The sequence below is a fragment of the Nonomuraea sp. ZG12 genome (assembly GCF_052068115.1).
Classification (GTDB): domain Bacteria; phylum Actinomycetota; class Actinomycetes; order Streptosporangiales; family Streptosporangiaceae; genus Nonomuraea.
This window is the reverse complement of the sequence record NZ_JBQHCW010000001.1, coordinates 169,981-193,775: the sequence shown is the minus strand read 5'-3', so window position 1 is coordinate 193,775 and position 23,795 is coordinate 169,981. Positions and strand designations below refer to the sequence as shown.

22 protein-coding genes are annotated in these 23,795 nt (G+C 72.6%); 11 read left to right on the top strand and 11 right to left on the bottom strand.

The window, feature by feature from the left end:
- Window positions 1–13 precede the first annotated feature (13 nt).
- On the bottom strand, window positions 14–1,246 hold the full coding sequence (locus tag ACTMTF_RS00780) for an MFS transporter (protein WP_441108753.1): 1,233 nt from the start codon (window positions 1,244–1,246) through the stop codon (window positions 14–16).
- 134 nt (window positions 1,247–1,380) lie between these two features.
- Here ACTMTF_RS00780 and panB point away from each other — a divergent pair, with 134 nt between their 5' ends.
- On the top strand, window positions 1,381–2,208 hold the full coding sequence (gene panB, locus ACTMTF_RS00775) for a 3-methyl-2-oxobutanoate hydroxymethyltransferase (protein WP_441108752.1): 828 nt from the start codon (window positions 1,381–1,383) through the stop codon (window positions 2,206–2,208).
- A gap of 15 nt (window positions 2,209–2,223) precedes the next feature.
- On the opposite strand, the gene ACTMTF_RS00770 is transcribed toward panB, so the two are convergent.
- Both ACTMTF_RS00770 and ACTMTF_RS00765 read right to left on the bottom strand, forming a co-directional pair.
- The gene (locus ACTMTF_RS00770) at window positions 2,224–3,156 is read right to left on the bottom strand and encodes a threonine/serine dehydratase (RefSeq protein WP_441108751.1); all 933 of its coding nucleotides are present in this window, start codon (window positions 3,154–3,156) and stop codon (window positions 2,224–2,226) included.
- Window positions 3,157–3,194: 38 nt separating this feature from the next.
- Window positions 3,195–4,367 (bottom strand): trans-sulfuration enzyme family protein, encoded by a 1,173-nt coding sequence (locus ACTMTF_RS00765; RefSeq protein WP_441108750.1) that lies wholly within the window; start codon window positions 4,365–4,367, stop codon window positions 3,195–3,197.
- Window positions 4,368–4,427: 60 nt separating this feature from the next.
- Between ACTMTF_RS00765 and yczR the strand changes: the two genes are divergently transcribed.
- The 6 genes from yczR (at window position 4,428) to ACTMTF_RS00735 (ending at window position 10,078) form a co-directional block, all read left to right on the top strand.
- Window positions 4,428–5,864 carry a MocR-like transcription factor YczR gene (yczR, locus tag ACTMTF_RS00760; protein ID WP_441108749.1) on the top strand — a complete coding sequence of 479 codons (1,437 nt, stop codon included), beginning with the start codon at window positions 4,428–4,430 and terminating at the stop codon, window positions 5,862–5,864.
- Window positions 5,865–5,942: 78 nt separating this feature from the next.
- On the top strand, window positions 5,943–6,626 hold the full coding sequence (locus ACTMTF_RS00755; protein WP_441108748.1) for an alpha/beta hydrolase: 684 nt from the start codon (window positions 5,943–5,945) through the stop codon (window positions 6,624–6,626).
- 45 nt (window positions 6,627–6,671) lie between these two features.
- The gene (locus ACTMTF_RS00750; protein ID WP_441108747.1) at window positions 6,672–7,559 is read left to right on the top strand and encodes an ABC transporter ATP-binding protein; all 888 of its coding nucleotides are present in this window, start codon (window positions 6,672–6,674) and stop codon (window positions 7,557–7,559) included.
- Window positions 7,556–8,275, top strand: coding sequence for an ABC transporter permease (locus ACTMTF_RS00745; RefSeq protein ID WP_441108746.1), 720 nt, complete (start codon window positions 7,556–7,558; stop codon window positions 8,273–8,275). Before ACTMTF_RS00750 ends, ACTMTF_RS00745 begins: the two co-directional genes overlap by 4 nt.
- A gap of 8 nt (window positions 8,276–8,283) precedes the next feature.
- Window positions 8,284–9,396 carry a sensor histidine kinase gene (locus ACTMTF_RS00740; protein ID WP_441108745.1) on the top strand — a complete coding sequence of 371 codons (1,113 nt, stop codon included), beginning with the start codon at window positions 8,284–8,286 and terminating at the stop codon, window positions 9,394–9,396.
- Between the two features lie 76 nt (window positions 9,397–9,472).
- Complete coding sequence (locus ACTMTF_RS00735; protein WP_441108744.1) at window positions 9,473–10,078, top strand: response regulator transcription factor; 606 nt, start codon at window positions 9,473–9,475, stop codon at window positions 10,076–10,078.
- Window positions 10,079–10,162: 84 nt separating this feature from the next.
- Here the strand turns inward: ACTMTF_RS00735 and npdG are convergent, their stop codons facing one another.
- Both npdG and ACTMTF_RS00725 read right to left on the bottom strand, forming a co-directional pair.
- Window positions 10,163–10,816 carry an NADPH-dependent F420 reductase gene (gene npdG, locus ACTMTF_RS00730; protein WP_441108743.1) on the bottom strand — a complete coding sequence of 218 codons (654 nt, stop codon included), beginning with the start codon at window positions 10,814–10,816 and terminating at the stop codon, window positions 10,163–10,165.
- A gap of 78 nt (window positions 10,817–10,894) precedes the next feature.
- Window positions 10,895–12,037 (bottom strand): lipase family protein, encoded by a 1,143-nt coding sequence (locus tag ACTMTF_RS00725; protein ID WP_441108742.1) that lies wholly within the window; start codon window positions 12,035–12,037, stop codon window positions 10,895–10,897.
- Between the two features lie 187 nt (window positions 12,038–12,224).
- Here ACTMTF_RS00725 and ACTMTF_RS00720 point away from each other — a divergent pair, with 187 nt between their 5' ends.
- The gene (locus ACTMTF_RS00720; protein WP_397001351.1) at window positions 12,225–12,803 is read left to right on the top strand and encodes a hypothetical protein; all 579 of its coding nucleotides are present in this window, start codon (window positions 12,225–12,227) and stop codon (window positions 12,801–12,803) included.
- Between the two features lie 64 nt (window positions 12,804–12,867).
- Here the strand turns inward: ACTMTF_RS00720 and ACTMTF_RS00715 are convergent, their stop codons facing one another.
- Entirely contained in the window at window positions 12,868–13,821 is a 954-nt protein-coding gene (locus ACTMTF_RS00715; RefSeq protein ID WP_441108741.1) for a LysR family transcriptional regulator, read from the bottom strand.
- Window positions 13,822–13,872: 51 nt separating this feature from the next.
- Here ACTMTF_RS00715 and ACTMTF_RS00710 point away from each other — a divergent pair, with 51 nt between their 5' ends.
- A complete protein-coding gene (locus tag ACTMTF_RS00710) occupies window positions 13,873–14,517 on the top strand; it encodes a cyclase family protein (RefSeq protein WP_441108740.1) in 645 nt (214 codons plus the stop codon).
- A gap of 55 nt (window positions 14,518–14,572) precedes the next feature.
- Here ACTMTF_RS00710 and ACTMTF_RS00705 read toward each other — a convergent pair whose 3' ends face one another.
- The gene (locus ACTMTF_RS00705) at window positions 14,573–14,749 is read right to left on the bottom strand and encodes a hypothetical protein (protein WP_189143216.1); all 177 of its coding nucleotides are present in this window, start codon (window positions 14,747–14,749) and stop codon (window positions 14,573–14,575) included.
- Between the two features lie 32 nt (window positions 14,750–14,781).
- On the opposite strand from ACTMTF_RS00705, the gene map reads away from it, so the two are divergent.
- The gene (gene map / locus ACTMTF_RS00700) at window positions 14,782–15,630 is read left to right on the top strand and encodes a type I methionyl aminopeptidase (protein ID WP_397001357.1); all 849 of its coding nucleotides are present in this window, start codon (window positions 14,782–14,784) and stop codon (window positions 15,628–15,630) included.
- Here map and ACTMTF_RS00695 read toward each other — a convergent pair.
- The 4 genes from ACTMTF_RS00695 to ACTMTF_RS00680 all read right to left on the bottom strand — a co-directional run bounded on the left by ACTMTF_RS00695 (window position 15,617) and on the right by ACTMTF_RS00680 (window position 20,382).
- Complete coding sequence (locus ACTMTF_RS00695) at window positions 15,617–16,006, bottom strand: sensor histidine kinase (RefSeq protein ID WP_441108739.1); 390 nt, start codon at window positions 16,004–16,006, stop codon at window positions 15,617–15,619. The two genes, map and ACTMTF_RS00695, sit on opposite strands and share 14 nt — an antisense overlap.
- 430 nt (window positions 16,007–16,436) lie before the next feature.
- Window positions 16,437–18,413, bottom strand: a complete 1,977-nt coding sequence (locus ACTMTF_RS00690) for a cytochrome c oxidase assembly protein (RefSeq protein ID WP_397001361.1) — start codon at window positions 18,411–18,413, stop codon at window positions 16,437–16,439.
- Window positions 18,410–19,009 carry a copper resistance CopC family protein gene (locus ACTMTF_RS00685; protein ID WP_441108738.1) on the bottom strand — a complete coding sequence of 200 codons (600 nt, stop codon included), beginning with the start codon at window positions 19,007–19,009 and terminating at the stop codon, window positions 18,410–18,412. The genes ACTMTF_RS00690 and ACTMTF_RS00685 overlap by 4 nt, the downstream gene beginning before the upstream one ends.
- Before the next feature lie 89 nt (window positions 19,010–19,098).
- The gene (locus ACTMTF_RS00680; protein ID WP_441108737.1) at window positions 19,099–20,382 is read right to left on the bottom strand and encodes a helix-turn-helix domain-containing protein; all 1,284 of its coding nucleotides are present in this window, start codon (window positions 20,380–20,382) and stop codon (window positions 19,099–19,101) included.
- A gap of 409 nt (window positions 20,383–20,791) precedes the next feature.
- On the opposite strand from ACTMTF_RS00680, the gene ACTMTF_RS00675 reads away from it, so the two are divergent.
- A complete protein-coding gene (locus ACTMTF_RS00675) occupies window positions 20,792–23,794 on the top strand; it encodes an AfsR/SARP family transcriptional regulator (RefSeq protein WP_441108736.1) in 3,003 nt (1,000 codons plus the stop codon).
- Window position 23,795 lies beyond the last annotated feature (1 nt).

Sequence of the window (23,795 nt, the reverse complement as noted above, 5' to 3'; positions counted from 1 at the left end):
GGATCACACTCGCTCAGCCCGGGGCGGGCGCCTCCTGCAGCGCGTCACCGCTCAGGTCGCCGCTGAGCGTCTCCGCGGGCGGCCGCGGCGGCCGACGCGAGAACGGCAGCGCGACCAGCACGATCGTGACGCCGATCAGCCCCGCCACGGCGAACGCCCAGCCGGCCCCGTGGGCGTCGATGATCGCCCCGGCGACGGGCGCGGACGCGGCCGCACCGATCAGCAGGGCGGTGCCGTGCAGGCCCATGGCCTCTCCCCTGGCCCCGGCGGGCACCCTGCGGGTGAGCGCCTCGACGGTGGACGACAGCGACGGGGCGCACAGCAGGCCCGACGGCAGCAGCGCGAGCACCAGCCACCACCACGCGCCCGACACCAGCCCCACGGGCACGGTGAGCAGGGCCATGCTCGCGATGAGCAGCAACGGCGAGAACCCGCGCGACAGCCCGCCATAGACGAACCCACCGGTCAGGGAGTAGACGCACCAGATGCCGACGGCCAGCCCGATCCACGCCGTCTGCTTCGAGCCCTCCATGGTGGCGACCATCGCCAGCTCGGTGGCGGTGAGCACGAAGGTGGCGGCGGCCACGGTGGCGAGCAGGGCGAGCAGGCCCGGCGTGAGCCACTGCCGCCGCGACACCTTCGCCCCGGGCTCCGCCAGCTCCTCGGCCGACCTGATCGGCGGATTGAGCAGCAGCAGCGCCAGGCCGGACCCGGTCAGGCCGATCGCGATGACGGCCATCGTCGGCCCGCTGCCGAACGTGATCATCCCGAACACCGCCAGCGCCGGCCCCGTCATATAGGACAGCTCCACGAACATCGAGTCGAGCGAGAAGGCCGTGCGGCGCTGCTCCAGCGGCACCATGGCGGCCAGGCACTGCCGGACCACGCTGAACACCGGCAGCCCCAGCAGCCCCGCCACCGCCGCCGCGCCGACCAGCACGGGGAACGGCAGAGCCCAGGCGGTGGCCCAGAACAGCGCCTGCGCCGCCGTGGTGACCGCCAGGACGGGACGCAGGCCGTAACGGTCGACGAGCCGCCCCGACAGCGGGGACCCGACCGCCAGGCCCACCGTGCTCGCCATCGTGAGCAGCCCGGCCATGATGTAGCCGAGGTCGAGGGACTCGACCGCGTGCAGCGTCAGCGCCATCCCGATCGCCGTGACAGGGACGCGGGCCAGCACGCCGACCGCCAGCAGCACGCCGACGCCGGGGAGCCGGAACAGACGCCGGTAAGGTTCGAGAGCCATTTTTATTGCTTACCTCCGGGCCTATTGTGGCAACCCGTACCGACACTTTCGCCACCCGTTTTCCGCCGTGGCATCATCGGGAGGAGTCCGGGGACGCCGCTGGGGCGCCTCGAGACGTCTCTGGAGGCTGTCTCATGTCTTCATCCACCCTGTACGGCGGCGTCTCCGGTCGCCGCGTCACCGTGCGCGACCTCGCCGCGGCCAAGAAGCGCGGAGAGCGGTGGCCCATGGTCACCGCCTACGACGCGATGACGGCCCGCGCGTTCGACCAGGCGGGCATCCCGGTCCTGCTGGTGGGCGACTCGGCCGCGATGGTCGTGTACGGCCACGACTCCACCCTCCCCGTCACCGTCGGCGAGCTGCTGTCACTGACCGCGGCCGTGGTGCGCGGCTCCGCACGCGCCCTCGTGGTGGCCGACCTGCCGTTCGGCTCCTACCAGTCCTCACCGGGACAGGCGCTGGAGTCGGCGGCCCGCTTCATGAAGGAGGCCGGCGCCCACGCGGTCAAGCTGGAGGGCGGGCGGCGCATCCTGCCCCAGGTCGAAGCCCTGGTCTCGGCGGGCGTCCCGGTGATGGCGCACCTCGGGCTGACGCCGCAGTCGGTCAACGTGCTCGGCGGCTACCGCGTCCAGGGGCGCGGCCAGGAGGGCGAAAAGCTCATGGCCGACGCCAAGGACCTGGAGCGGGCCGGCGCCTTCTCCGTGGTCCTCGAATGCGTGCCCGCCGACCTGGCCGCGCGGGTGACCGCGTCATTGGCGATCCCCACGATCGGCATCGGCGCGGGCCCCGGCACGGACGCCCAGGTGCTGGTCTGGCAGGACCTCATGGGCCTGACGCCGCACCCGGCCGGCTTCGTCAAGCAGTACGCCGACCTCGCCGGCGACCTCGACCGCGCCGCCCGCGCCTTCGCCGACGACGTGATCAGCGGCGCCTTCCCCGCCCCCGAGCACACCTACCGGTAACCGCCGCTCCGGCGGTCAGCCCTGCCCGTGCGCCAGGGTCGCGGTGTCGGTGTTGGCGCCGCACACCAGCACCGCGACCCGCTCGCCGGGCTCGGGGACGTAGACGCCCGACAGCAGTGCCGCGTACGCGGTCGCGCCCGCGTGCTCGGCGACCAGGTGATGCTCTTCCCAGAGGGTACGGCGCGCCGCCACGATGGCGTCGTCCGTGACGAGCACGCTCAGCGCGCCGGCCCGGGACAGGATGTCGTAGGCCAGGTCGCCGAGCCGGCTGGCGCCGAGCGCGTCGGCCGCGATCCCGCTCACCTCGACGGGCACCGGCCCGCCGGCCTTGAGCGCCTCGTGCAACGTCGGGATCCGCTCGGGCTCCACCGCGACCAGCTTGGGCCCCCCGGCGAGGATGCCGGCGCCCACGGCCACGCCGGCCGCGAAGCCGCCGCCGCCGACCGCCGCGACGACGGTGTCCACGCCGCCCGTCTGGGCCATCAGCTCCAGCCCGGTGGTGCCCTGACCTGCCACCACCTCCGGCTGGTCGTAGGCGTGCACCTTGAGCGCGCCCGTCTCGGCCGCGCGCTTGGCCGCCGCCTCCGCCGCCTCGGAGTAGATGGCCCCGGTCTGGGTGACGTGGGCGCCGAGGGCGCGCAGCCCGGCCAGCTTCACCGGGCTCGTCACCTCCGGCACGAAGATCTCCGCCCGGACGCCGAGCGCCCGCGCGGCGTAGGCGACGGCGAGCCCGTGGTTGCCGCCGCTGGCCGCGATCACGCCGTCCTCCGGGAGCTCGCCCGCCGACAGGATGCGGTTGAACGCCCCCCGTACCTTGAACGATCCGGAGTGCTGGAGCTGCTCCAGCTTGAGGAACCGCCCCGGCGCGATCTCGAGCACGGGCGTGCGCAGCACATGGCCGCCGATGCGCTCGGCCGCGCTCACCACGTCCTCGTATGACACCGTCATCACAGTTGGCCCTTCGATCGTCGGCTGCTCCCTCAGTTCTACGTCAACGCCTGCTCGAAGTCGGCCCACAGGTCCTCGGGGTGCTCGATGCCGACGGCGACCCGCACCGTGCCCTCGCTGATCCCGTGCCTGGCCAGCTCGTCGGCGCTCAGCGCGCGGTGTGAGGTGGTGGCCGGTTGCAGGATGAGCGTCTCGACACCGCCCAACGAGGGAGCCAGCAGCGCGAGCCGTACCGAACTCATGAACTTCTCCCCCGCCGCGCGCCCGCCGGCCAGGTCGAAGGCGAACACGCCGCCGAAGTCCGGCAGCAGCTTGCCCGCGAGCTCGTACGACGGGTGCGACGGCAGGCCGGGCCAGTGCACGGCCGCCACCGCGGGGTGGTCGGCGAGGCGGGTGGCGAGCAGCCGGGCGTTGGCGCAGTGCCGCTCCATCCGCAGCGGCAGCGTCTGCAGGCCGCGCAGGGTGAGCCAGGCGGCGAACGGGTCGGCCGACGCGCCGAGTTCGATGGCGAAGTGCCACACCTTCTTGTAGAGCGCGTCGTCGGCGAAGACGGCCATGCCGCCGACGACGTCGGTGTGCCCGGACAGGTACTTGGTGGTGGAGTGGATGACGATGTCGGCGCCGTGCTCGATCGGGCGGCAGAGCATGGGGGTGGCGAAGGTGTTGTCCACCACGGAGACGAGGCCGAGCTCGCGTGCCGCCGCGAACATCCCCGGCAGGTCGGCGACCTGGCCCATCGGGTTGGCGATGGTCTCCAGGTAGACGAGCTTGGTCTCGGGCCGCACGGCGGCGCGCAGGGCGTCGGGGTCGTCCTCGGGCACGTAGCTGACGGTGATGCCGAACCTGCCGGCCAGCTCGTTGATCATCGCGGCGGTCCCGCCGTACAGGGCCTGCTGCGCGATGAAGTGGTCGCCCGGCTGGAGCAGGCCGAGCAGCACGATGTTGACGGCGCCCATGCCGGACCCGGTGGCGACGGCGCCGCTGCCGCCCTCCAGGCCGGAGATCGCCTGTTCGAGGGAGCGGACGGTGGGGTTGGTGTACCGGCCGTAGACGAACGGGCCGTCCGGGCGGCTCATCGCGTTCGCCATGACCTCGGGGTCGTCGAAGACGAAGCCGGAGGTCTGGTAGAGGGGCACGGCGATCGGGCGGCTGCCCTCGATGATCGGCTGGGGCAGGTGGACAGCCCTCGTTTCGGGACGGTAATCGCTCATACCCGTAAGGATGTCCGCGAACTAGGCCCTCCAGCAGAGCCAATCAGACAAAATTGGTTCATGAATGAGGCCAATACCGATGACCTGGTCGACCGGCTCGGCCGCTGGGCTTCCGGTCGTGGGCCCCTCTACCTGCTGCTCACCGCCCGCCTGAGGGCGCTCATCGACGACGGCGTGCTGCCTCCGGGCCTCCGGCTGCCGCCGGACCGGATGCTCGCGGGGCGGCTGGCGGTCGGCAGGGGCACCGTGGTGGCCGCCTACGACCTGCTGCGGCAGCAGGGCCGTGTGGTGCGCCGCCAGGGCAGCGGCACCCGGGTGGCCGCGCTGGACCTGCCCGCCACCCGCACCGCCGACGGGGTGGTGGCCAACCCGCTGCTCCTGCACATCCTGGACCCGCCTGACGGGGTGCGGCTGCTGACCTGCGCCGCGCCGGACGAGCCGCCGCCCGAGCTCGCCGAGGCGTACGCGGAGGCGATCGAACGCCTGGCCGGGATGCGTGACCTGGGCTACCAGCCCGCCGGGAACGCGGCCCTGCGTGCGGCCGTGGCCTCCTACTACCGTGACCGCGGCCTGCCCACGACCGCGCGGGAGATCATCGTGACGACCGGCGCGCAGCAGGCGCTCACGCTGCTCACCGGCCTGCTGGTGTCGCCCGGCGACACGGTGCTGACCGAGTCCCCGACGTACCCGGGGGCGATCGAGGTGTTCCGGCACGCCGCCGCCGTCGTCCGCCCCGTGACGCTGGACCCGCCCGGCCTGGCCGCCGCGTCGCGTGAGCGTCCCGCGCTGGTCTACGCGGTGCCGACCGCGAGCAACCCCACCGGCTCGGTCATGGACGCGGGCGGCCGCAGACGCCTGGCCGCGTTCGCCGCCGGGCACGACGTGCCGCTGATCGAGGACGAGGTCTGCGCCGAGCTCTGCTTCGACGGCCGGACCCCCGCTCCCGTCGCCTCCTACGCCCGCGGCGAGCAGGTCATCACGATCGCCTCGCTGAGCAAGGTGGTGTGGGGCGGGCTGCGGATCGGCTGGATCCGCGCCCCCGCTCCCCTGATCTCCCGGCTGGCCCGGCTGCGCGCCGTACACGATCTGGGCGGTGAGGTGGTGGGCCAGCTCGCCGCCGTCGCGCTGCTGCGGCGGCTGGCGGACATCCGGCGGGCGCGCGTGCGCACGCTGCGCGCCCGCCACGACCACCTGTGCGCCGAGCTGCGCGCGCACCTGCCGTCGTGGTCGTTCGAGCCCGCCCAGGGCGGTCAGACGATCTGGGTACGGCTGCCGCGCGGCGATGCGGGATCCTTCGCGCAGGTGGCGCTCCGGCATGGGGCCGCGGTGCCGCCCGGCAGGTCGTTCGACCCGCTGGGCGGTCATGAGGACCACCTGCGGCTGCACTTCCTGTTTCCCCGCGAGGAGCTGTCGCAGGCGGTGCGCGCGCTGGCCGCCGCCTGGCGCTCCTACGACGGGGTGGAGCGCCCCGCCTCCCGCCACACCCTCATCGTCTGACCCGCCGGCCCTGGAGGACTCCTCCGCCCTGAGCTGACATGGCGGGGAGGGGTGCTCGGGGTGCGGCAAGGTGGGCTTATGACGTTCGTGCTCGTGCACAGTCCCAGCGTGGGACCTTCGACGTGGGCGCCGGTGGGGGCGGCGCTGGAGCGCAGGGGACACGCCGCCGTGGTGCCCGACCTGACCGGGGTGACGGCCGGCCCCGCGCCGTACTGGCCGAGGGTGGTGGCGGCGGTGCGCGCGGCGGCGCCCGAGACGCCTCTCGTGCTGGTCGCGCACAGCAACGCGGGGCTGTTCCTGCCGGTGGTCAAGGAGGGCCTGGGCGAGCGGGTGGTGGCGTGCGTGTTCGCGGACGCGCATCTGCCGCCGGCGCGCGGGCTGGTGCGGGCCGGGCAGGAGGGCTTCCTGCCGTTCCTGCGTGAGCTGGCCGGCCCCGACGGGGTGCTGCCGCGCTGGACGGACTGGTGGAGCGAGGAGGACGTCGCGCCCATGTTCCCCGCCGACGCGGCCGTGCGGGAGCGGGTGGTGGCGGAGCAGCCGAGGCTGCCGCTCGGCTTCTACACCGACCCGATCCCGGTGCCCGCCGGGTGGGACGCCGTCAGGTGCTCGTGCCTGTGGTACGGCCCGCCGTACGACACGGTGGCCGAGGAGGCGCGGCGGCGCGGCTGGCCGGTGCTGCGCACGCCCGGCATGCATCTGCACCAGCTCGTGGACCCGGAGGAGGTGGCCGGCGCGCTGCTGAGGCTGTCGCGAAAGTCATGAATTCTTCACTGCCGTCCGCAACGCGCCGCCGACATAGTCACAGTCATGACAGCGATTCGGGTGCACGACCTCAGGAAGAACTACGGCGACTTCGCGGCCCTGCGGGGCATCTCGTTCGAGGTGCCCGCCGGTGAGATCTTCGCACTGCTCGGCAGGAACGGCGCGGGCAAGACCACGGCCGTGGAGCTGCTCGCGGGCTTCCAGCGGCCCGACGGCGGGACCGTACGCGTGCACGACCTCGACCCGGTCGCCGACCGCGCGGCCGTGCGGCAGCGGACCGGCATCATGCTGCAGGAGGCCGGGTTCTTCCCCGACCTGACCGTGGCGCGGACCGTCGACACGTGGCGCGACTTCACCGCCGCGCCCCGCCCGCGCGGCGAGGCGCTGGAGCTGGCCGGCCTGACCGCCAAGGCGGGCACCAAGGTGCGCCAGCTCTCCGGCGGCGAGAAGCGGCGGCTGGATCTGGCGCTGGCCCTGCTGGGCGGGCCGGACGTGCTCTTCCTGGACGAGCCGACCACCGGCATGGACGCGGAGGGACGGCGCGACACCTGGGAGGTGGTGCGCGGCCTGGCCGCACGGGGCACCACGATCCTGCTCACCACCCACTATCTGGAGGAGGCGCAGCGGCTGGCCACCTCGATGGCGATCCTGGACGAGGGTGAGATCGTCGCGGCCGGCGGCATGGCGGAGACGCTCGCCACCTGCAGCGGCCGGGTGGCGTTCCGGCTGCCCGAAGGCGTGCGGCCGGCCGACCTGCCGCTGCCGGTCACGGTGGAGGGCGAGATCGCCGTCTGCCGGGCCGGCGACCCGGACCTGGCCGCGCAGATGCTGCTGACCTGGGCCGCCGGACGCGGCCTGCGGCTGACGGGCCTGGAGGTCCGCGCGGCCACGCTCGAAGACCTCTTCCTCGACCTGACCAGGAGCGCCCGATGAGCGTCGCCGCCACCTACCGCCTCGGCACCCGCCTGTTCTGGCGGGACCGCACCATGCTGTTCGCCTCGGTCGTGACACCCGTGGGGCTGGCCGTCGGGCTGCCGGTGCTCATGCGCAACGTCCGGCCCGGCAACCTGGCCGACGTCGCCCAGCTCTTCCACGGCATACTGGCCGTGCTGCTGGCGATCACCGCGTTCATGAACATCGTCGTCGCCCTGACGAGCCGCCGCGACCAGCTCGTGCTCAAGCGGCTGCGCACCACGCGACTGACCGACGGGCAGATCCTGGCAGGTCAGATCGCCAGCACGGTGACGCAGACCGTGGGCCTGATCCTGCTGTCCATGGTGGCCGTGCGGTTCCTCGCCGACGTGCCGTTCCCGCCCGACCCGCTGCTGTTCGGCGCCGCCATCGTCGCGGGCTCCGCCGTGATGGCCCTGCTCGGCGCCGCCTACACGGCCGCGATCTCGCGCGCCGAGCTGGCCGCCGCCTACACCGTGCCCGTCTTCCTGCTGGCCGGGATCGGCGCGGGCGCGATGGGGCCGATCCCGCTGCCTTCCTTCGTACGCACCGCGCTGGACCTGCTGCCGACCACCGCCGTGGTGGACGCCATCTCCACCGGCGCGGTGGCCGGGCCCGCCCTGAACCTGGCCTGCTGGGCGGCCGTCGGGGCCGTGGCGCTGAGGCTCTGGTTCCGGTGGGAGCCACGACGGTCATAATCGTGCCCGTGACCTCCACCTCCGCACGGCGTCTGGCGGCCGGCCTGATCACCGGCGTGGCCATCACCTACTCGCTGCCGGGGCTGGTGTACGTCTTCATCGATCCGATGTACGGCCTGGTGGCCGGCCTCGCGATGCTCGGGGTCGTCTGCCTGCACTACCTGAACATGCGGGCCGGGCTGCGCGGGGAGCGGCCCCCGCTGTTCCCGCTCACCCTGGCGGGGCAGGCCGTCGTCACCTACCTGCCCGACTTCCTGCTGCCCACCGGCTACTCCGCGATCGCCGCGCCGCTGCTGGCCGGCGTGGTGCTGGTGCTCCTGCCGCTGCGCTGGGGCGCCGCCGCCGTGACCCTGATGGTCGCCTACGAGGGCGTGGCCCTGTTCGCCGGACTGCCCGCCATCGTGATCACCCTCTTCTACGCCTCCTCGGTGCCCATCACCGGCGCGCTGACCTACGCCCTGGTCCGCTTCGTCCGTGTCACCGCCGACCTTGAGCAGGCCAGGGCCGAGCTGGCGGAGGCCGCGGTGCTCAAGGAGCGGCTGCGCATCTCCCGCGACCTGCACGACGGCCTGGGGCGCAGCCTCACCGCCATCGCGCTCAAGGGCGACCTGGCCTCCCGGCTGCTGGACCGCGACCCGGACACGGCCCGGAGCGAGGTGGCCGAGCTGGTCAAGGTGGCCAGGGAGGCGGCCCAGGACGTGCGGCAGGTGGCGCGCGGCTACCGAGAGCTGTCCCTGGCCGGCGAGGTGAACCGGGCCGTGGCGCTGCTGGAGTCGTCCGGCGTGAGCTGCCAGGCCCACCTCGCCGACACCCCGCTGCCGAAACTCTCGGACGAGACGCTGGCCTGGGCGGTGCGCGAGGCGGTCACCAACGTCCTGCGGCACAGCCTGGCCACCACCTGCACGATCACCACGTCGGCGCACGAAGGGCGGCTGCGCCTCGAGGTGGCCAACGACGGCGCCACCGGCGAGCGCGCCCCGGCCGGCGGCGGCCTCACCAGCCTGGCCGAACGCGCCGTCCAGGCGGGCGGCACCCTCACCGTCGTCCCCAGCGGCCCGAACGGCTTCCTGCTGGCGGTGGAGGTCCCGGCATGCGACCGGACGGCGGACGTACAGACATGAGAGCGGACGGCGGGCGTGCGGACATGAGAGCGGACGGCGGACGTACAGGCATGAAGGCCGACGGCGGGTGGGTCGCGTGATCAAGGTGCTGCTCGCGGAGGACATGCACATGATCCGGGCCGCTCTCACGGCCCTGTTGCGGCTGGAGCCGGATCTCGAAGTGGTCGCCGAGGTCACGCGAGGTGACGAGATCGTCCCCGCCGCGCTGGCCAGCCGCCCCGACGTGGCGGTCCTGGACATCGACCTGCCGGTCCTGGACGGCATCACCGCCGCCGTCTCGCTGCGCGAGCGGCTGCCGTCGTGCCGGGTCCTGGTGCTCACCGCGCTGGGGCAGCCGGGTCAGGTACGTCGCGCGCTCACGGCCGGCATCGAGGCGTTCCTGGTCAAGGACGCGCCCGGCGACCGCCTGGCGGACGCCATCAGACGCACGGCGGCGGGCCTGCGCGTGCTGGACGCCGAGCTGGTGTCCTCGGCGATGGAGTACGGCGAGAGCCCGCTGACGCCGCGCGAGTCGAGCGTGCTGAGGGAGGCGGCCAGAGGGTCCTCGGCGGAGGAGATCGCCTCCCGCCTGCACCTGTCGCCCGGCACCGTGCGCAACTACCTGACGGGCGCGATCACCAAGACCGGCGCCCGGAACAAGATCGACGCCATCCGCATCGCCGAGGACGCGGGCTGGCTGTGACTGACCGCCCGGCGCGACGGCCCCGCGTCGGCAGTCCGGTCCGGACTGCCGACGCGGGGTCGGCCGTGATCGGCCGGACGGTCGTCAGATGTCGGTGACGCGCAGGCCGGCGTGCGCCTTGTAGCGGCGGTTGATCGAGATGAGGTTGGCGGTCAGCGCCTCCACCTGGAAGGCGTTGCGCAGCCGGCCGCCGAAGACGCCGCGCACCCCGGGGATGAGCTCCGCCAGGGCCTGCACCGTGTCGGTGGCCTCGCGGTCGTCGCCGAGCACGAGGACGTCCAGGTCCACCTTCTCCACGGCCGGATCCATCAGCAGCACGGCGGACACGTGATGGAACGCCGCGACCACCCGGCTGTCCGGCAGCACCGCCGCGGCCTGCTGGGCGGCGCTGCCCTCCGCCACGGGCAGCGCGTAGGCGCCCTTCTTGTCGAACCCCAGCGGGTTCACGCAGTCGACCACGATCTTCCCGGCCAGCTCCGTGGCCAGCGACTCCAGCAGCGCCTTGTGCCCGTCGTAGGGCACCGCCACGATCACGATGTCGCATCCGGCGGCGACCTCGGAGTTGGCGGCGCCGGTCGCGCCCGAGCCGATGGAGTCGGCCGCCTCGCTCGCCCGCTCGGCGCTGCGCGACCCGATCACCACGCGCAGCCCGGCCATGGCGAACCGTAGCGCCAACCCTTTGCCCTGGTCACCGGTGCCGCCGAGAATACCGATGGAAAGCCCGCTCACGTCAGTCATAGCCTCGATCATGCCAGCTTCGCGCCGATGGCCATCGCCGGGCCCCGGCTGGACGGGGGCCCGGCGGCGGGGCACCGGTCAGCAGTTGCCGAAGGCGGGCAGGCCGTACAGCCGCAGCGCCAGCCACTCGATCGCCAGCGGCCCGCCCTGGACGGCGCCGAGCACGTGGCTGTTCGCCGACAGGGACGCCCATCTGGCGTTCACGCCGGCGGCGCAGTACTGCGTGCGCAGGGCGGCGCCGACCTCGTGCGGGATGGTCTCGTCACCGCGTGCGTGGTAGAGGAACATCGGCACCCGGGGAGGCGTCGAGCCGAGCCTGTTCTCGGCCAGGCGGGCCAGCCACTTGGGCTGGTTGAGCAGGTCGACGGTGCTGATGTCGGCGAAGCGGAGGCCGGCCAGCTTGTCCAGGTCGCCCACGCAGTCGTCGGCGGCGTCGGCCAGCAGGTCGCGGCCCCGGTCGTTGAGGTCGGCCTCAAGGTCGAGCTCCGGGTAGGCGGCGTCCAGCCCGATGCCCGCGGCGGCGGCCAGGCCGAAGTCGTCGGTGCCGTCCAGGTGGTCGGCCACGGCGTGCAGGTCGGCGGGGACGCCGCCCGCGGCGACGCCCTTGAGCCGGAGCTCCGGGGCATAGGCGGGGTGGAGCTGGGCGGCCCAGCCGGCGGACGCGCCGCCCTGCGAGTAGCCCATCACGGCCACCGGGGCCCGGTTCGACAGGCCCGCTCCGGGGACGCGGGTGGCGGCCCTGATCGAGTCGAGCACGCCGTGACCCTGGGAGACGCCCGCCATGTAGGTGTGCGTGCCCGGGGTGCCGAGGCCCTCGTAATCGGTGACGGCGACGGCGAAGCCCTTGAGCAGGAACAGGCTGATCAGGGCCAGCTCCGCCTCGCGGCCCTCGCTCATGCTCACCGAGGGGGCGCACTGGTCGCCGAGGCCGTGGGTGCCGGTGGCGTACCCGACGATGGGCCGCGCCCCGAGGGAGTAGCTCGCCTTGGGCACCAGGAGGGTGCCGGACACGGCGTTGAGCGAGCCGGTGGCAGAGGTGGAGCGGTAGACCAGGTGCCAGGCGTTGACCGGCACCTCCAGGTGACGGCCGGGCAGCAGGTAGACGGTGGTGGGCTCGGCGGTGACGACGTCGCCCGCCGTGGCGGCGTGCGCCGGGGTGGCGACGAGGGACAAGATCAGGAGCAGGATCGCGGACACGCTGACGCGGACACGTAACTTCATGTGTGCCGTCTCTCTCGAGGGGGGTGCGCTCACGGGACGGCGGCGCCGCGAAACCGATCGTTACCCGCCGGTAACCACCTGTCAAGAGTACGAATGACGGTATAACGAGATGGATTGTCAGACATGTGACATCCGAATCGGGGAGGAAACCGGTTACCAAGTGGCGCATGTCGTGCACCATGGGTGCATGGACTCAGGATCGGTGGCCTACCTGCGCGACCTCCTCGCCGAGACCGGCTGGGTCGAGCGCACCCGCGAGCTCGGCCGCGCCCTGCGCACCACCCGCTCCCCCGGTGGCCTGCTGCTGGTCGGCACCCCCGACGAGGAGCCCTGGCATCTGACCGCCCACCTCGCCGACGAGGCCAGGCTGGCGGACCTGCCGCAGCTCGCCCCCACTCTGGTGCGCTGGGCCCCGTCGGCCGGCGCGCCCCCGCACCTGCGGGTCGGGCTCGACCGCATCCAGCGGGCCAGGCGGGGCGAGACCCTGTTCGTGGTGGCTGAGCAGCAGGCGCCGGTCCCGCTCCTCGAACGCGTCGACGACGCCCGCCGCACCGGCGCCACCATCCTGGCCCTTGAAGGCGGCGACCGGGAGCTGTCCGGGCTGGCCCACGACGCCATCGCCATCCCGGCCGACGGGCCGGTCAGCTTCGACGGCGCCCAGCACCTGGTCAGCGCTGCCGCGGGCGAGATCCCGCAGCGCCCCGGCCTGCGCGAGCGGCTGGCCCGCCTGCTCGACCGGGTCAGCGGCCCACGGGTGTCGGAGTAGCTCACCTCTCCCGCGGCCAACGCGAGAGCGGCTCGGCTCTCCCGCGGCTCAGCGCAGGAGTGACTCAACTCTCCTGCGGCTCGGCGCTGCGCAGATGGCCGCGCAGGGTGGCGTCCAGGCTGGCGGTGGCGGCCTCGACGGCCCCGATGACGATCGCCTGCACCGGGTCGGGCTCCCCCGACCTGGTCCGGCTCCCCCGCGTGACCACGTCGATCCGGCGCGCCCCCACGTCGCCGAGGTCGCTGACCCGCACCTCCCCCTCAGGCACGTCCAGGAGAGCCAGCGTCGGCACGATCGCCACCCCGTGACCCGCCGCCACCAGCGCCAGCGTGGGCCCGAACTCGCCGATCACGTGGACCTTGCGCGGCTCGAAGCCGTGCAGCGCGGCGAGCCGGTCCAGCGCCTGACCGCAGGCCTTGTCGGACTCACTGGCCACCCACGGCACGTCGGCCAGGTCGGCGAACCGCTTCGGCTCCGGCCAGGCGGGCGGTACCACGATGCGGTACTCGTCCACGTAGAGGGCACGGGACGCCAGTGAGGGCTGGGCGGGCCGGGGCAGGCTCATGTCCCGTTCGGTGATCAGCACGTCCACGACGCCGTGCCTGAGCTCCTGCAGGGCGGGCGGGCCGTACACCTCGTGGATGGACGGAATGATCTTGGGGTGGCTGCCGGCGAGAGCCCGCATGGCCGGGACCAGGATGTGGTGGATCACCGTGGGGAAGGCCGCGATGCGGACCGGGCCCGACAGCCGCTCGGTGAAGCGGGTGAGCTCGCGCCTGGCCTCGGCCAGCTCGTCCTCGACGCGCTCGGCGTAACCGGCCAGGATGCGGCCGGCGGGGGTGAGGGAGACCCGGCGCTGGGAGCGGTCGATGAGCGCCAGTCCCACCTCACGCTCCAGCTGGGCGAGTTGCTGAGATACCGCCGAGGAGGTGAGATAGAGGGCCTCGGCAGCCCGCATGACGCCGCCCCGGCGCGCCACCTCGTGGAGGATTCGTAACCGGCGGGGGTCGATGTCCATGAAGCCGAGTCAATCATCATGGGCACCTCACCTGCCACGAAGGGAGCCGTTGTGATCGTCGAACTCAGCCATCGCATCGTCGAAGGCATGATCACCTACCCGGGAGTGCCCGCCCCGCGGCTCGGCGTGCACCTCAGCCGCGCGGACTCCCGCGAGGTGTACGCGCCGGGCACCGAGTTCCACATGGGCACGATCGCGCTGGCCGCCAACACCGGCACCTACCTCGACACCCCGCACCACCGCTACCCCGACGGCGCCGACCTGTCGCAGGTGCCGGCGAGCAGGCTCGCCGACCTGCCCGGCGTCGTGGTGCGGGCCGAGGGCGGGCGAGAGGTGCGGATCAACCAGAATCTGGACGTACGAGACCGCGCCGTGCTGATCCACACCGGCTGGGACCGCCACTTCGGGACCGGGACGTACGTCGGCGAGCACCCCTATCTCGCCCCCGAGTCGGCGGCGTGGCTCGCGGAGCAGGGCCCCGCGCTGGTCGGGATCGACTCGGCGAACATCGACGACACGCCGCCCCACGGCGAGCGCCCGGCGCACACGCTGCTGTTGAAGGCCGGCATCGTGCTGGTGGAGCACCTGACCGGCCTCGCGGCGCTGCCCGACGAGGGGTTCAGGTTTCACGCCGCGCCGCCGATGATCGCCGGCCTCGGCACCTTCCCGGTGCGCGCTTACGCCGTGCTGCCGTAGTCAGCCGGCCCGGTCAGCCGGTCAGGCAGCCCGGTCAGGCAGCCCCGTCAGCCGGTCAGTCGTCGTCCAGGTCCGCCTCGTCCCACGCCTTGTTACGGTCGGCCGCGCGCTGCAGGGCGCCGGCCGCCTCCTGCTCGCTCGCATAGGGGCCCATCCGATCCTTGTCGGGGCAGCCCCGGTCGGGCTCGACGCGCATGTGCTTGAGGCAGAACCACCATTGGCCATCGCTCACGTCACCGATTCTGCCCCGTAGACTCGTGTTTCATGACGACTCTGCTCCAGCCCGGCCGAATCTCGCCCATGCGAAAGGTCCCCGCCCAGATCGAGCGGCCGGAGTACGTCGGCAAGAAGCGCCCCAAGATCGACGAGTCCGACGTCAAGACCCCCGAGATGATCGAGCGCATGCGCGTGGCGGGCCGGATCGCCGCCCAGGCGCTCGAAGAGGTCGGCAGGCACGTGCGCCCCGGCGTCACCACCGACGAGCTCGACCGGATCGGTCATGATTACCTCATCGACCACGGCGCCTACCCGAGCACCCTGGGCTACAAGGGCTATCCCAAATCGCTGTGCACCTCCATCAACGAGGTGATCTGCCACGGCATCCCCGACGACACCGTGCTGCGCGACGGCGACATCGTCAACGTCGACATCACCGCCTTCATCGGCGGCGTGCACGGCGACACCGACGCCACCTTCCTGGTGGGCGAGGTCGACGAGGAGTCCCGGCTGCTGGTGGAGCGCACCCGCGAGGCGACGATGCGGGCGATCAGGGCGGTGGCCCCGGGCCGCCAGCTCAACGTGGTCGGCCGGGTCATCGAGGCGTACGCCAAGAGGTTCGGCTACGGCGTGGTCCGCGACTTCACCGGCCACGGCATCGGCACGAGCTTCCATTCCGGCCTGATGGTGCCGCACTACGACGACCCGTCCCTGCGGGTGGAGCTGGTGCCCAACATGACGTTCACCATCGAGCCCATGCTGACGCTCGGCACGATCGACTACGACATCTGGCCCGACCAGTGGACCGCCGTGACCAAGGACCGCAAGCGCACGGCCCAGTTCGAGCACACGATCGTGGTGACCGAGACGGGCAGCGAGATCCTCACCCTCGCCTAGGCACCACCCCTGTCACCGTCGTGCCCTCCCCCCGCACGCTGCTGACCGTCAACGTGCCGCCGAGCTCCGCGAACGCGGCCCGCATGCGGGCGATGCCCCGGGCCGCCTTCGTGGTGTCGAATCCCTGGCCGTGGTCGCTGACCGTCATGCGCAGGCCGCCGCTGCCCGCGGTCACGGCGATCGACACCGCGCCGGCGCCGCTGTGCGACTCGACGTTGGCCAGGGCTTCCCTCATCGCCGTGAGCACCCCCTGGGCGGTGCGCGACGGCACGTCGGCGGAGGGCAGCGCCCAGACCTCGACGGTGATCCCGGTCCGCTGTGACCAGTCGGACAGACAGGCTTCGAGCGCCTCGGCCAGGCCTTCCCCCTCGCGCATGCGCGTATCTTTCGTCAACCCGAACTCCGCCTTCCTGAGGTCCGAGCAGGCGCCGGTCTCCACGCGACCGGCTTCACATGTGACGCGTATCCCCTCCGACTGGACGGCAGACCGCCCCCGACTGTCCCCCTGGGGAAAGGCTACCCGCGATGCCAGAATCGTATGGATCGAAGATAGGTGGCCATCTCCGTACGGCTACTGCGGATATATGGTCAGGCCGCCTCTTTTCGGTTGGTGCGTCCGATGCCTGCCGTCATCGGCAGAATGATCCAGTAGAGCACCGATACGTCGGGCGGCCTCACCCCGTGTCATGGCGCCGGACGTCGGCGGAGCGGTGGCGGCGGCACAGGCCCGCGCGGCATCTGACCCAGGTCCATGGATCCCCGGCCGCACGGCCACCGGAAGTGGACCCAGGTCGCCAACGCCTACGTCACTCGCCCTTGTCCGCGCGGTTGAGGCGGGCCAGGTAGTCGTTGTAGGAGTTGAGCTCCGGGTCGCCGCCCGGGGTCCGGTCGGCCTTGCGGTCGCTGCGCCGGGCGGTGCGCTCGTCGCTCTGGTACCACTGCGCGGCGATGGCCAGCAGCACGATCAGGGTGGGGATCTCGCCGAAGCCCCAGGCGATGGCACCGCCGTTCTGCTGCTCGCGCAGCAACGACTCGCCCCAGGTCCGGTCGAGCTGCTCGTACCAGCCGGAGGCGATGACCGACCCCGTCATCATCAGCGCGATGCCGAAGAAGGCGTGGAAGGGCATGGTGACGAAGAGCAGCAGCAGCCTGCCGACGTGCGGCAGGCGGTAGGGGCCCGGGTCGACGCCGATGACCACCCAGAAGAACAGGCAGCCGCTCACCAGGAAGTGGAGGGTCATGATGATGTGCCCGAGATGCTCCTGCATCGCGGACTCGAACAGCGGCGTGAAGTACAGCGCGTAGGTGGAGGCGATGAAGATCGCGGTGGCGATGGCCGGATGCCCGGCGACCTTGACGAACCGGCTGTGCAGGATCGCCATCAGCCATTCGCGCGGCCCCCGGTCGCCGCGCTTGGCGGCGGGCCTGAGCGCGCGCAGGGCGAGGGTGACGGGCCCGCCGAGGACCAGGAAGATCGGCACGATCATGGCAAGCGTCATGTGCTCGATCATGTGCACGTCGAACATGACCTTGGCGTAGCGGGCCAGGCCGCTCTGGGTGACGAGGACCAGGATCACCACGCCGATGAACCAGGAGACGGTGCGGCCCGTCGACCACGTGTCGCCGCGGCGCCTCAGCCTGACGACGCCCGCGCCGTACAGGCCGGCCAGGACGGCGGCCACGATCGCGAAGAACAGGTCGAACCACCACAGGGAGGCGATGTTCGCCAGCGAGATCGGCGGCGGGACCGGGTACCCCAGCAGGTCGAAGGCGCGGCCGGCGGGCAGGCTGACGGGCGGCGGGGGCGTGCGCGCCAGCGCCACGGCCAGGCCGACGGTGGCGAGCATGAGCAGCAGCTCGCCGCCGGCCAGCCGGGCGAACGCGCGCGGCCTGCCCGCGGTGAGCTCCACCATCGTGCGCTGCCGGTGCCACCAGCCCACGTAGCCGAGCAGCACGAAGGCCACGATCTTGGCCACGATCAGCACGCCGTAGCTGGACGTCCACAGGTCGGACACGTCGGTCAGCCGGGCCACCACGCTCGCCAGCCCGGACACGCCGACCCCGGCGTAGCACCACAGGGCCATCGTGGAGAAGCGGTCGGCGGCCACGTCGAGCTGCGGCTTCTTCAGTACGGCGTGCAGCGCGAGCACCGCCAGCCCGCCGACCCACAACGCCATCGTGAGCAGGTGCAGCGCCAGGCCGGTGGTGGCCAGGCCGTGGTTGGGCGAGGACGCCGAGTGCCCGGTGAGCGCGGGCGGCAGCAGGGCGACCAGGGAGAACAGCAGCAGCGCGCCCGTGGACCCGGCGGTGATGGCGCCCCGCGAGAACAGCGCGATCGACACGCCGAACAGCACGACGAGGGTGAGCGCGATGCCGGGGCTCTCCTGGGTGGCGTAGCCGACCAGGAAGCTGCGGTTGAGGATCTCCGGGACCGGCCTGGCCCACACGTCGGAGACGCTGAACACCATCGTGAGGAAGGCCGTCCCGGCCCAGGCCAGCGCCGCCCACGAGGCGGCCCGGACATAGCCGAGCGCGGCCTTGCCGAGCATGCCTTTGTCGTTGGGCAGCAGGATCGTGGCCGCCAGCAGCAGGCCGACCGTGGTCAGGCCGGCCACGTCCATGGACAGCTTGGAGACCGGCAGCCCCCAGCGCGTGACCACGCCGGACGAGGGCACGCCCAGGATGATCCGGGGGAACGCCGCGCCTCCGGCGATCATGGCGATCACCAGGGCGGCGACCGCCGCCACGGCCGCCGCCAGCCCGAGCCGGGCGGCCCTGCTCACGGCTTCTTCTTCCGCGCGCTCAGCAGGAACCCGACGCCGATGCCGACGAGCGCGCCGACGATGACCAGCAGCCAGATCGGGAAGGTGGTCGTGGCCGCACCCTCGGCCGCGACCGGCTCGGCCGGCGCCTGCACGGGTGACTGGGCCGGTGAGTCCTCGGGTGAAGCCGCAGGGGAGGCGGGCTCGGTGGCGGTGGCTTCGGTGCTCGCCGCCGTCTGCGACGGCGACGGCGTGGCGCCCTTCACCGTGAAGGGGACCTCGCCCTCGATCGGGTGCCCGTCCGAGGAGACCACCCGGTAGGCGATCACGTAGGCGCCGTCGGACAGCTCGCCCTTGAGCTTCTGCGTCACCACCGGCCCGTCCAGGTCCGGCTTCCCGGCCTGGTGCTGGACGTCACCGGCACCGCGCACGATGACGAACGGCATCCGCACGTTGCCGGTGAACTCCAGCTTGACCTCGTCGAGGGCCTTGACCGTGGCGCCCTTCGCCGGGTCACTGCTCTTGAGCGCGTCGTGCGCCAGGGCGGGCGCGGCGGTGGCGAGCACGAACAGGGCAGCGAGAATCGCGGCGGCGGCCGCGAACGGGGATTTCTTCATGACATCCCCCAGGCTACCGACGTGTCCGCCCGGTCCGGACTCGACCGCTACAATTCGCCCGCCGCGAACCCGTCCCCTCCAGCGTCCCCTCAGAGTCCGGCGCAGGCCAGCGCGCGCTCGTAGGCGTCGACCGCGCCGTCGGCGTCGCCCATGTGCTCCAGAGTCTCGGCCGTGGCGAGCCACGAGCCGGCGGACTGGTAGGACGAAGGCAACGGCGTCAGCGCCGCACGGATCCGCTCCAGGTGGCGCTCGGCCTCGGCGACGTCACCGCGCACGCTGTGCGCCCGCCCCAGCAGCAGCTGCGTCTCCGGCACCTGGTTCATGCCCGAGGCCGTCAGCAGCTCGTCGGCGGCGTGCCCGTGCTCGATCGCCTTGTCGATCTCGCCGGTCATGAACTCGACGCTGGCCAGCTCGGTCAGCGCCCGAGCCCGGTCGATCACGCTGGTGGAGCTCTGCTCCTGCTCGCTGATGGCGCGCTTGAGCTGCTGGGTCAGCTTGGCCGCCTCCTGCGGCTGCACCCGGCGCTTGAGCTGTGCGTGCGCGACCCGCATCTTGGCCAGCAGACGCGGCTGCTCGGTCTCCCCCATCAGCGCCAGCGCGCGCTCGGTGAAGACCAGGGCCTCCTCACGGTGGCCGGTGTGGTCGGCGGTGTAGGCGGCGTTCCAGTTGGCAGCGGCCATGGCCCGGGGGGTGCCGAGCGCCTCGGCCGCGTTGAGCAGCTCGGCGGCGAACTGCCGGGCGCGCAGGTGGTCGCCGCGCACGAGGTAGGCGGCCAGCAGGGTCGCGCCCAGCTCGACCAGCAGGTCCGACCAGCCGGGCCGGGCCGTGGCGCCCAGGACCCGCTCGCCGATCTCGACCGCCTCGGTCAGCCGGTTGCACTGCCGGTAAACGCGGCACAGCGCGATGGCGACCTCGATCCGGCGGTCCGCGGGCAGCTCCTCGCTCTGCAGGTGGTGCAGGATCGCGATCGCGCCGCTACGGTCGCCGCACGCCTCCGTGGCGAGGGCGAGGCCGAATTCGGTGTCTTGACGTAGTGATGTGAGACCTGTCAGGTTGTTGTCCGCCAGAAGCTCGGTGAAGCGGGCGCGCGCCTCCTGGACTTCACCGTTCTCCAGCGCCAGCCTGGCATAACCAAGTGCGAGCTCGATGTCCTCCATCTGTTCGGCGGTGACGCCGTTGATGAGATAGGACAGCGAGCAGTCGAGTTTCTGGGCCAGCAACTCCAGAACCGCAGGAGTGGGGGTACGCTTGCCGCTCTCGATCAAGGAGACATAGCTGTCAGACAACTCGGGATGCGCGAGCTGGGCCTGAGACAGACCACGCTGCCGCCTCACCGTCTTGATACGGAGTCCGACTAGGTCAGATGTGGTCACGGTCGCCACTCCCTGAGATGATAAGTTCCGAGCAAAACCCGCAGATCGGCGAGGGAGATCCTCATGCGCACGCGTCTTACCCTGTCCGCACTCGTTGCCTTGCTCGCGGCCCTCGTGGCCGTCGGCAGCAATAGTACGGCCGCAACCGCTGAAACGTCTGCCCCCTTGACCGCCATGGCTGCCATGACCGACGAGCTGTGCTGCTGAGGCTTGGCCTGGAGAGTGGCGCCCCTGCCGTCTCAGCCGACGAGCTACGCGGTGTTCACCCTAGACATGGCGTCTACATTTCATCTACATAAGAACCTCTTTCTCTCCGCCTGACATCGCTGCTCAGTGATCTTCACTGCTTCAGAAAGATCCGGTCTACGCTGCCGTAGTCCGGACAGTCTGCATCCGTGTGGGGAGTCGTATGGCCGAGGACATCCGCATCAGCCTTCTCGGCCCCGTGTCCGCCGCACGCGGCGGCGCGGTGATCGACCTCGGCTCTCCTCGCAGACAGGCTGTGCTGGCGATTCTGGCCTCACGCGCCGGGCGCGTGGTGCCGATGAACCGCCTCGTCGACGGCGTCTGGGGGGACCAGCCCCCACGCACCGCCGAACAGAGCGTCTACACCTACGTCGCCGGCCTCAGGAAAGTCCTGGAGCCCTCCCGCAGCCGGCGGGAGCGGTCCGGGCTGCTGGCCGGCGACACCGGCGGCTATGTGCTCCGCCTGGACCCGCATCAGGTCGACACCACCCTGTTCCTCCGGCACGTGGAGGCGGCCGGCCGCTCGGCCGGCACCGGCGCGCACGACGAGGCGCTGCGCCTGCTGGACGCGGCCCTGTCCCTGTGGCGTGGTGAGCCCCTGACCGGCCTGTCCGGCCCGTTCGCCGACGCCGAACGCGCCCGCCTCACCGACCACCGCCTCACCGCCGCCGAATACCGCGCGGAGGCGCTGCTCCGGCTCGACCGGCCGCACGACGCCCTGATGTCCGTACGGGACCTCACTCGCCGCCATCCGATCCGCGAGCGGCTGCGCGAGCTGCTGATGCTGGCGCTGTTCCAGTGCGGCAGGCGGGCCGAGGCGCTGGCGGCCTTCGAGGAGGGCCGCCGCGTCCTCCGCGACGAGCTCGGCGTGGACCCGGGCGAGTCGCTACGCCGCTCCCACGCGCTGGTGCTGCGCGGCGAGCCCACGCCCCCGAGCCGCCCCGCACCCGAAGAGCCGACCGCCCCGACTGTCGCCTTCCCCGCAGCGCCGGACGAGACTCCGAACGGCCCTGCCACCGCCTCCCCCGCAGGCCCGGCCGAACCGGCGCAAGGGCCCGACGAACCGGTGGGACGACCCGACGAACCGGCGGGAGGTTCAGCCGACGGCAGGGCGCAGGCGCTGGGCGCACAGGCGCCGCGTCAGCTTCCCCGGGACCTGGCCGGGTTCGTGGGCCGGGCGAAGGAGATCATCCGGCTGAAGTCGCTGCTCGCGCCGTGGGACGGCGCGCCGCCGAGCCCGCTGGTGGCCATCTCCGGCCCACCGGGGGTGGGCAAGTCCGCGCTCGCCATACGGATCGCCAACCTGGTGCGGGACCGCTTCCCCGACGGGCAGCTGTACGTGAACCTGCGCGGTGCCACCGTCAACCTGCCGGCGCTCAGCCCGCTGGACGTGCTGGGCAGGTTCCTGCGGGCGCTCGGGACGAACGGTGAGGCGGTCCCGGCGGAGGTCGACGAGGCGGCGGCGCTGTGGCGCAGCCGGCTGGCCGGCAGGCGGATGCTGGTGCTGCTGGACGACGCGGCGGGTCTGGGCCAGATCCAGCCGCTGCTGTCGGCCCCCGGCGCCACGTTCCTGGTGACGAGCCGCGAGACCCTGGCCGCGGGAGACGACTGCGCGCAGCTGCACCTGTCCCGGATGCCGCTCTCCGAGGCGGTCACCGTGCTGGCCAAGCTGGCGGGCGCCGGGCGGGTGGGCGCCGACCCCGCCGAGACGGCCTGGCTGGTGCGGCTCTGCGACGGCCTGCCGCTCGCGTTGCGCATCGCGGGCGCGCGTCTGGCCGACCGCCCGGGGTGGAGCGTGTCGACGCTGACCGGCCGGCTGCGCGACGAGCACCGACGGCTGCAGGAGCTGGAGGCGGGCGAGCTGGCCGTCAGGGCCAGCCTGGCGGCGAGCTGGAGCGCGCTGAGCGACGGCGCCCGGCCGCTGGACCGCACCGCCGCGCACACGATGTCCCTGCTCGGCCTCCTGCACGTGCACGACCTGACCGCCGAGGTGGCCGGCGCGCTGCTGGGGACCGGCGTGGACGAGGCCGAGAGGGCGCTGGAACGGCTGGTGGACGCGCACCTGCTCGATCCGGCGGGTCCCGGCCGCTATCAGCAGCACGACCTGATCCGGCTCTTCGCGGCCGAGGTGGCGCCGGACGACACGACCCGGCCGCTCATCCGGGCGCTGAGTCACTACGTCGCCTCGGCCCGGCTGGCCAGCACCACCATGGACCCGCACCGGGTACAGCCCGAAGCCGACGCGGTGACGGCCGAGCCGCATCACGTCAGCAGTCCGGACGAGGCCCGCGCCTGGCTCGACCGCGAGGAGCCGAACCTGGTCGCGGTCGCCGGACAGGCCATGTCCAGCCGGGACGATCGGCTCGCCCGGCTCGGCGTGGCGCTGACCTTCGCCCTGTTCTGGTATCAGCACTACGCCCATCAGCCGGAGCACCAGATCGCGCTCAACCTGCAGGCCCTGAGCGTCTGCGAGCGGCTCGGCGACCGGCGCGGCCTCTACCACGCCCACGGCCACGTGGCCTCCGGCCTGTCGTTCCAGCAGCGGATGACCCAGGTCGTCGAGCACCTGCACGCCCAGCTCGCGCTGGCCAAGGAGCTGGGCGACGCCTTCAGCGAGCAGCGGACGCTGGGCAATCTGGCCAACGCCGAGAACAAGCTGGGCGGCCACGAGCGGGCGCTGTCGTACGCGAGCCGCCAGCTGTTGATCGCCCGGCGGATCGGGGCGGAGGTGGGCGTCCGCTACGCGCATCTGATGGCGGGCAGCGCCTGCCACGGGCTCGACCGGGCGAGCGAGGCGCGCGAGCACCTGGAGGCCGCCATGGCCGCCGCCGAGGCGGTGGGCGACACCGGCCAGGCGGGCAACATCCGCATGGTGCTCGGCGAGGTCTGCCTCACCCAGGACGAGCCTCGTACGGCGCTGGAGCATCTGCGGCAGGCCCTGGTCCTCAACCGCACGCACGGGATCCGGATGGGCGAGCTGCGCTGTCTGGTCCGGCTGTCGCGCGCCTGCCGCATGCTGGGCGACGCCCGCGCCGCCCTGACCCACATCGGCGAGGGCGTCCCGCTGGCCAGGACGATGGGCACCGACCTGTGGCTGGAGCGGGCGCAGGAGGAGCAGCGGGCGGTGCACGAGCTGCTCGGCGTCCCCGTCGTGCACCTCGTGTGAG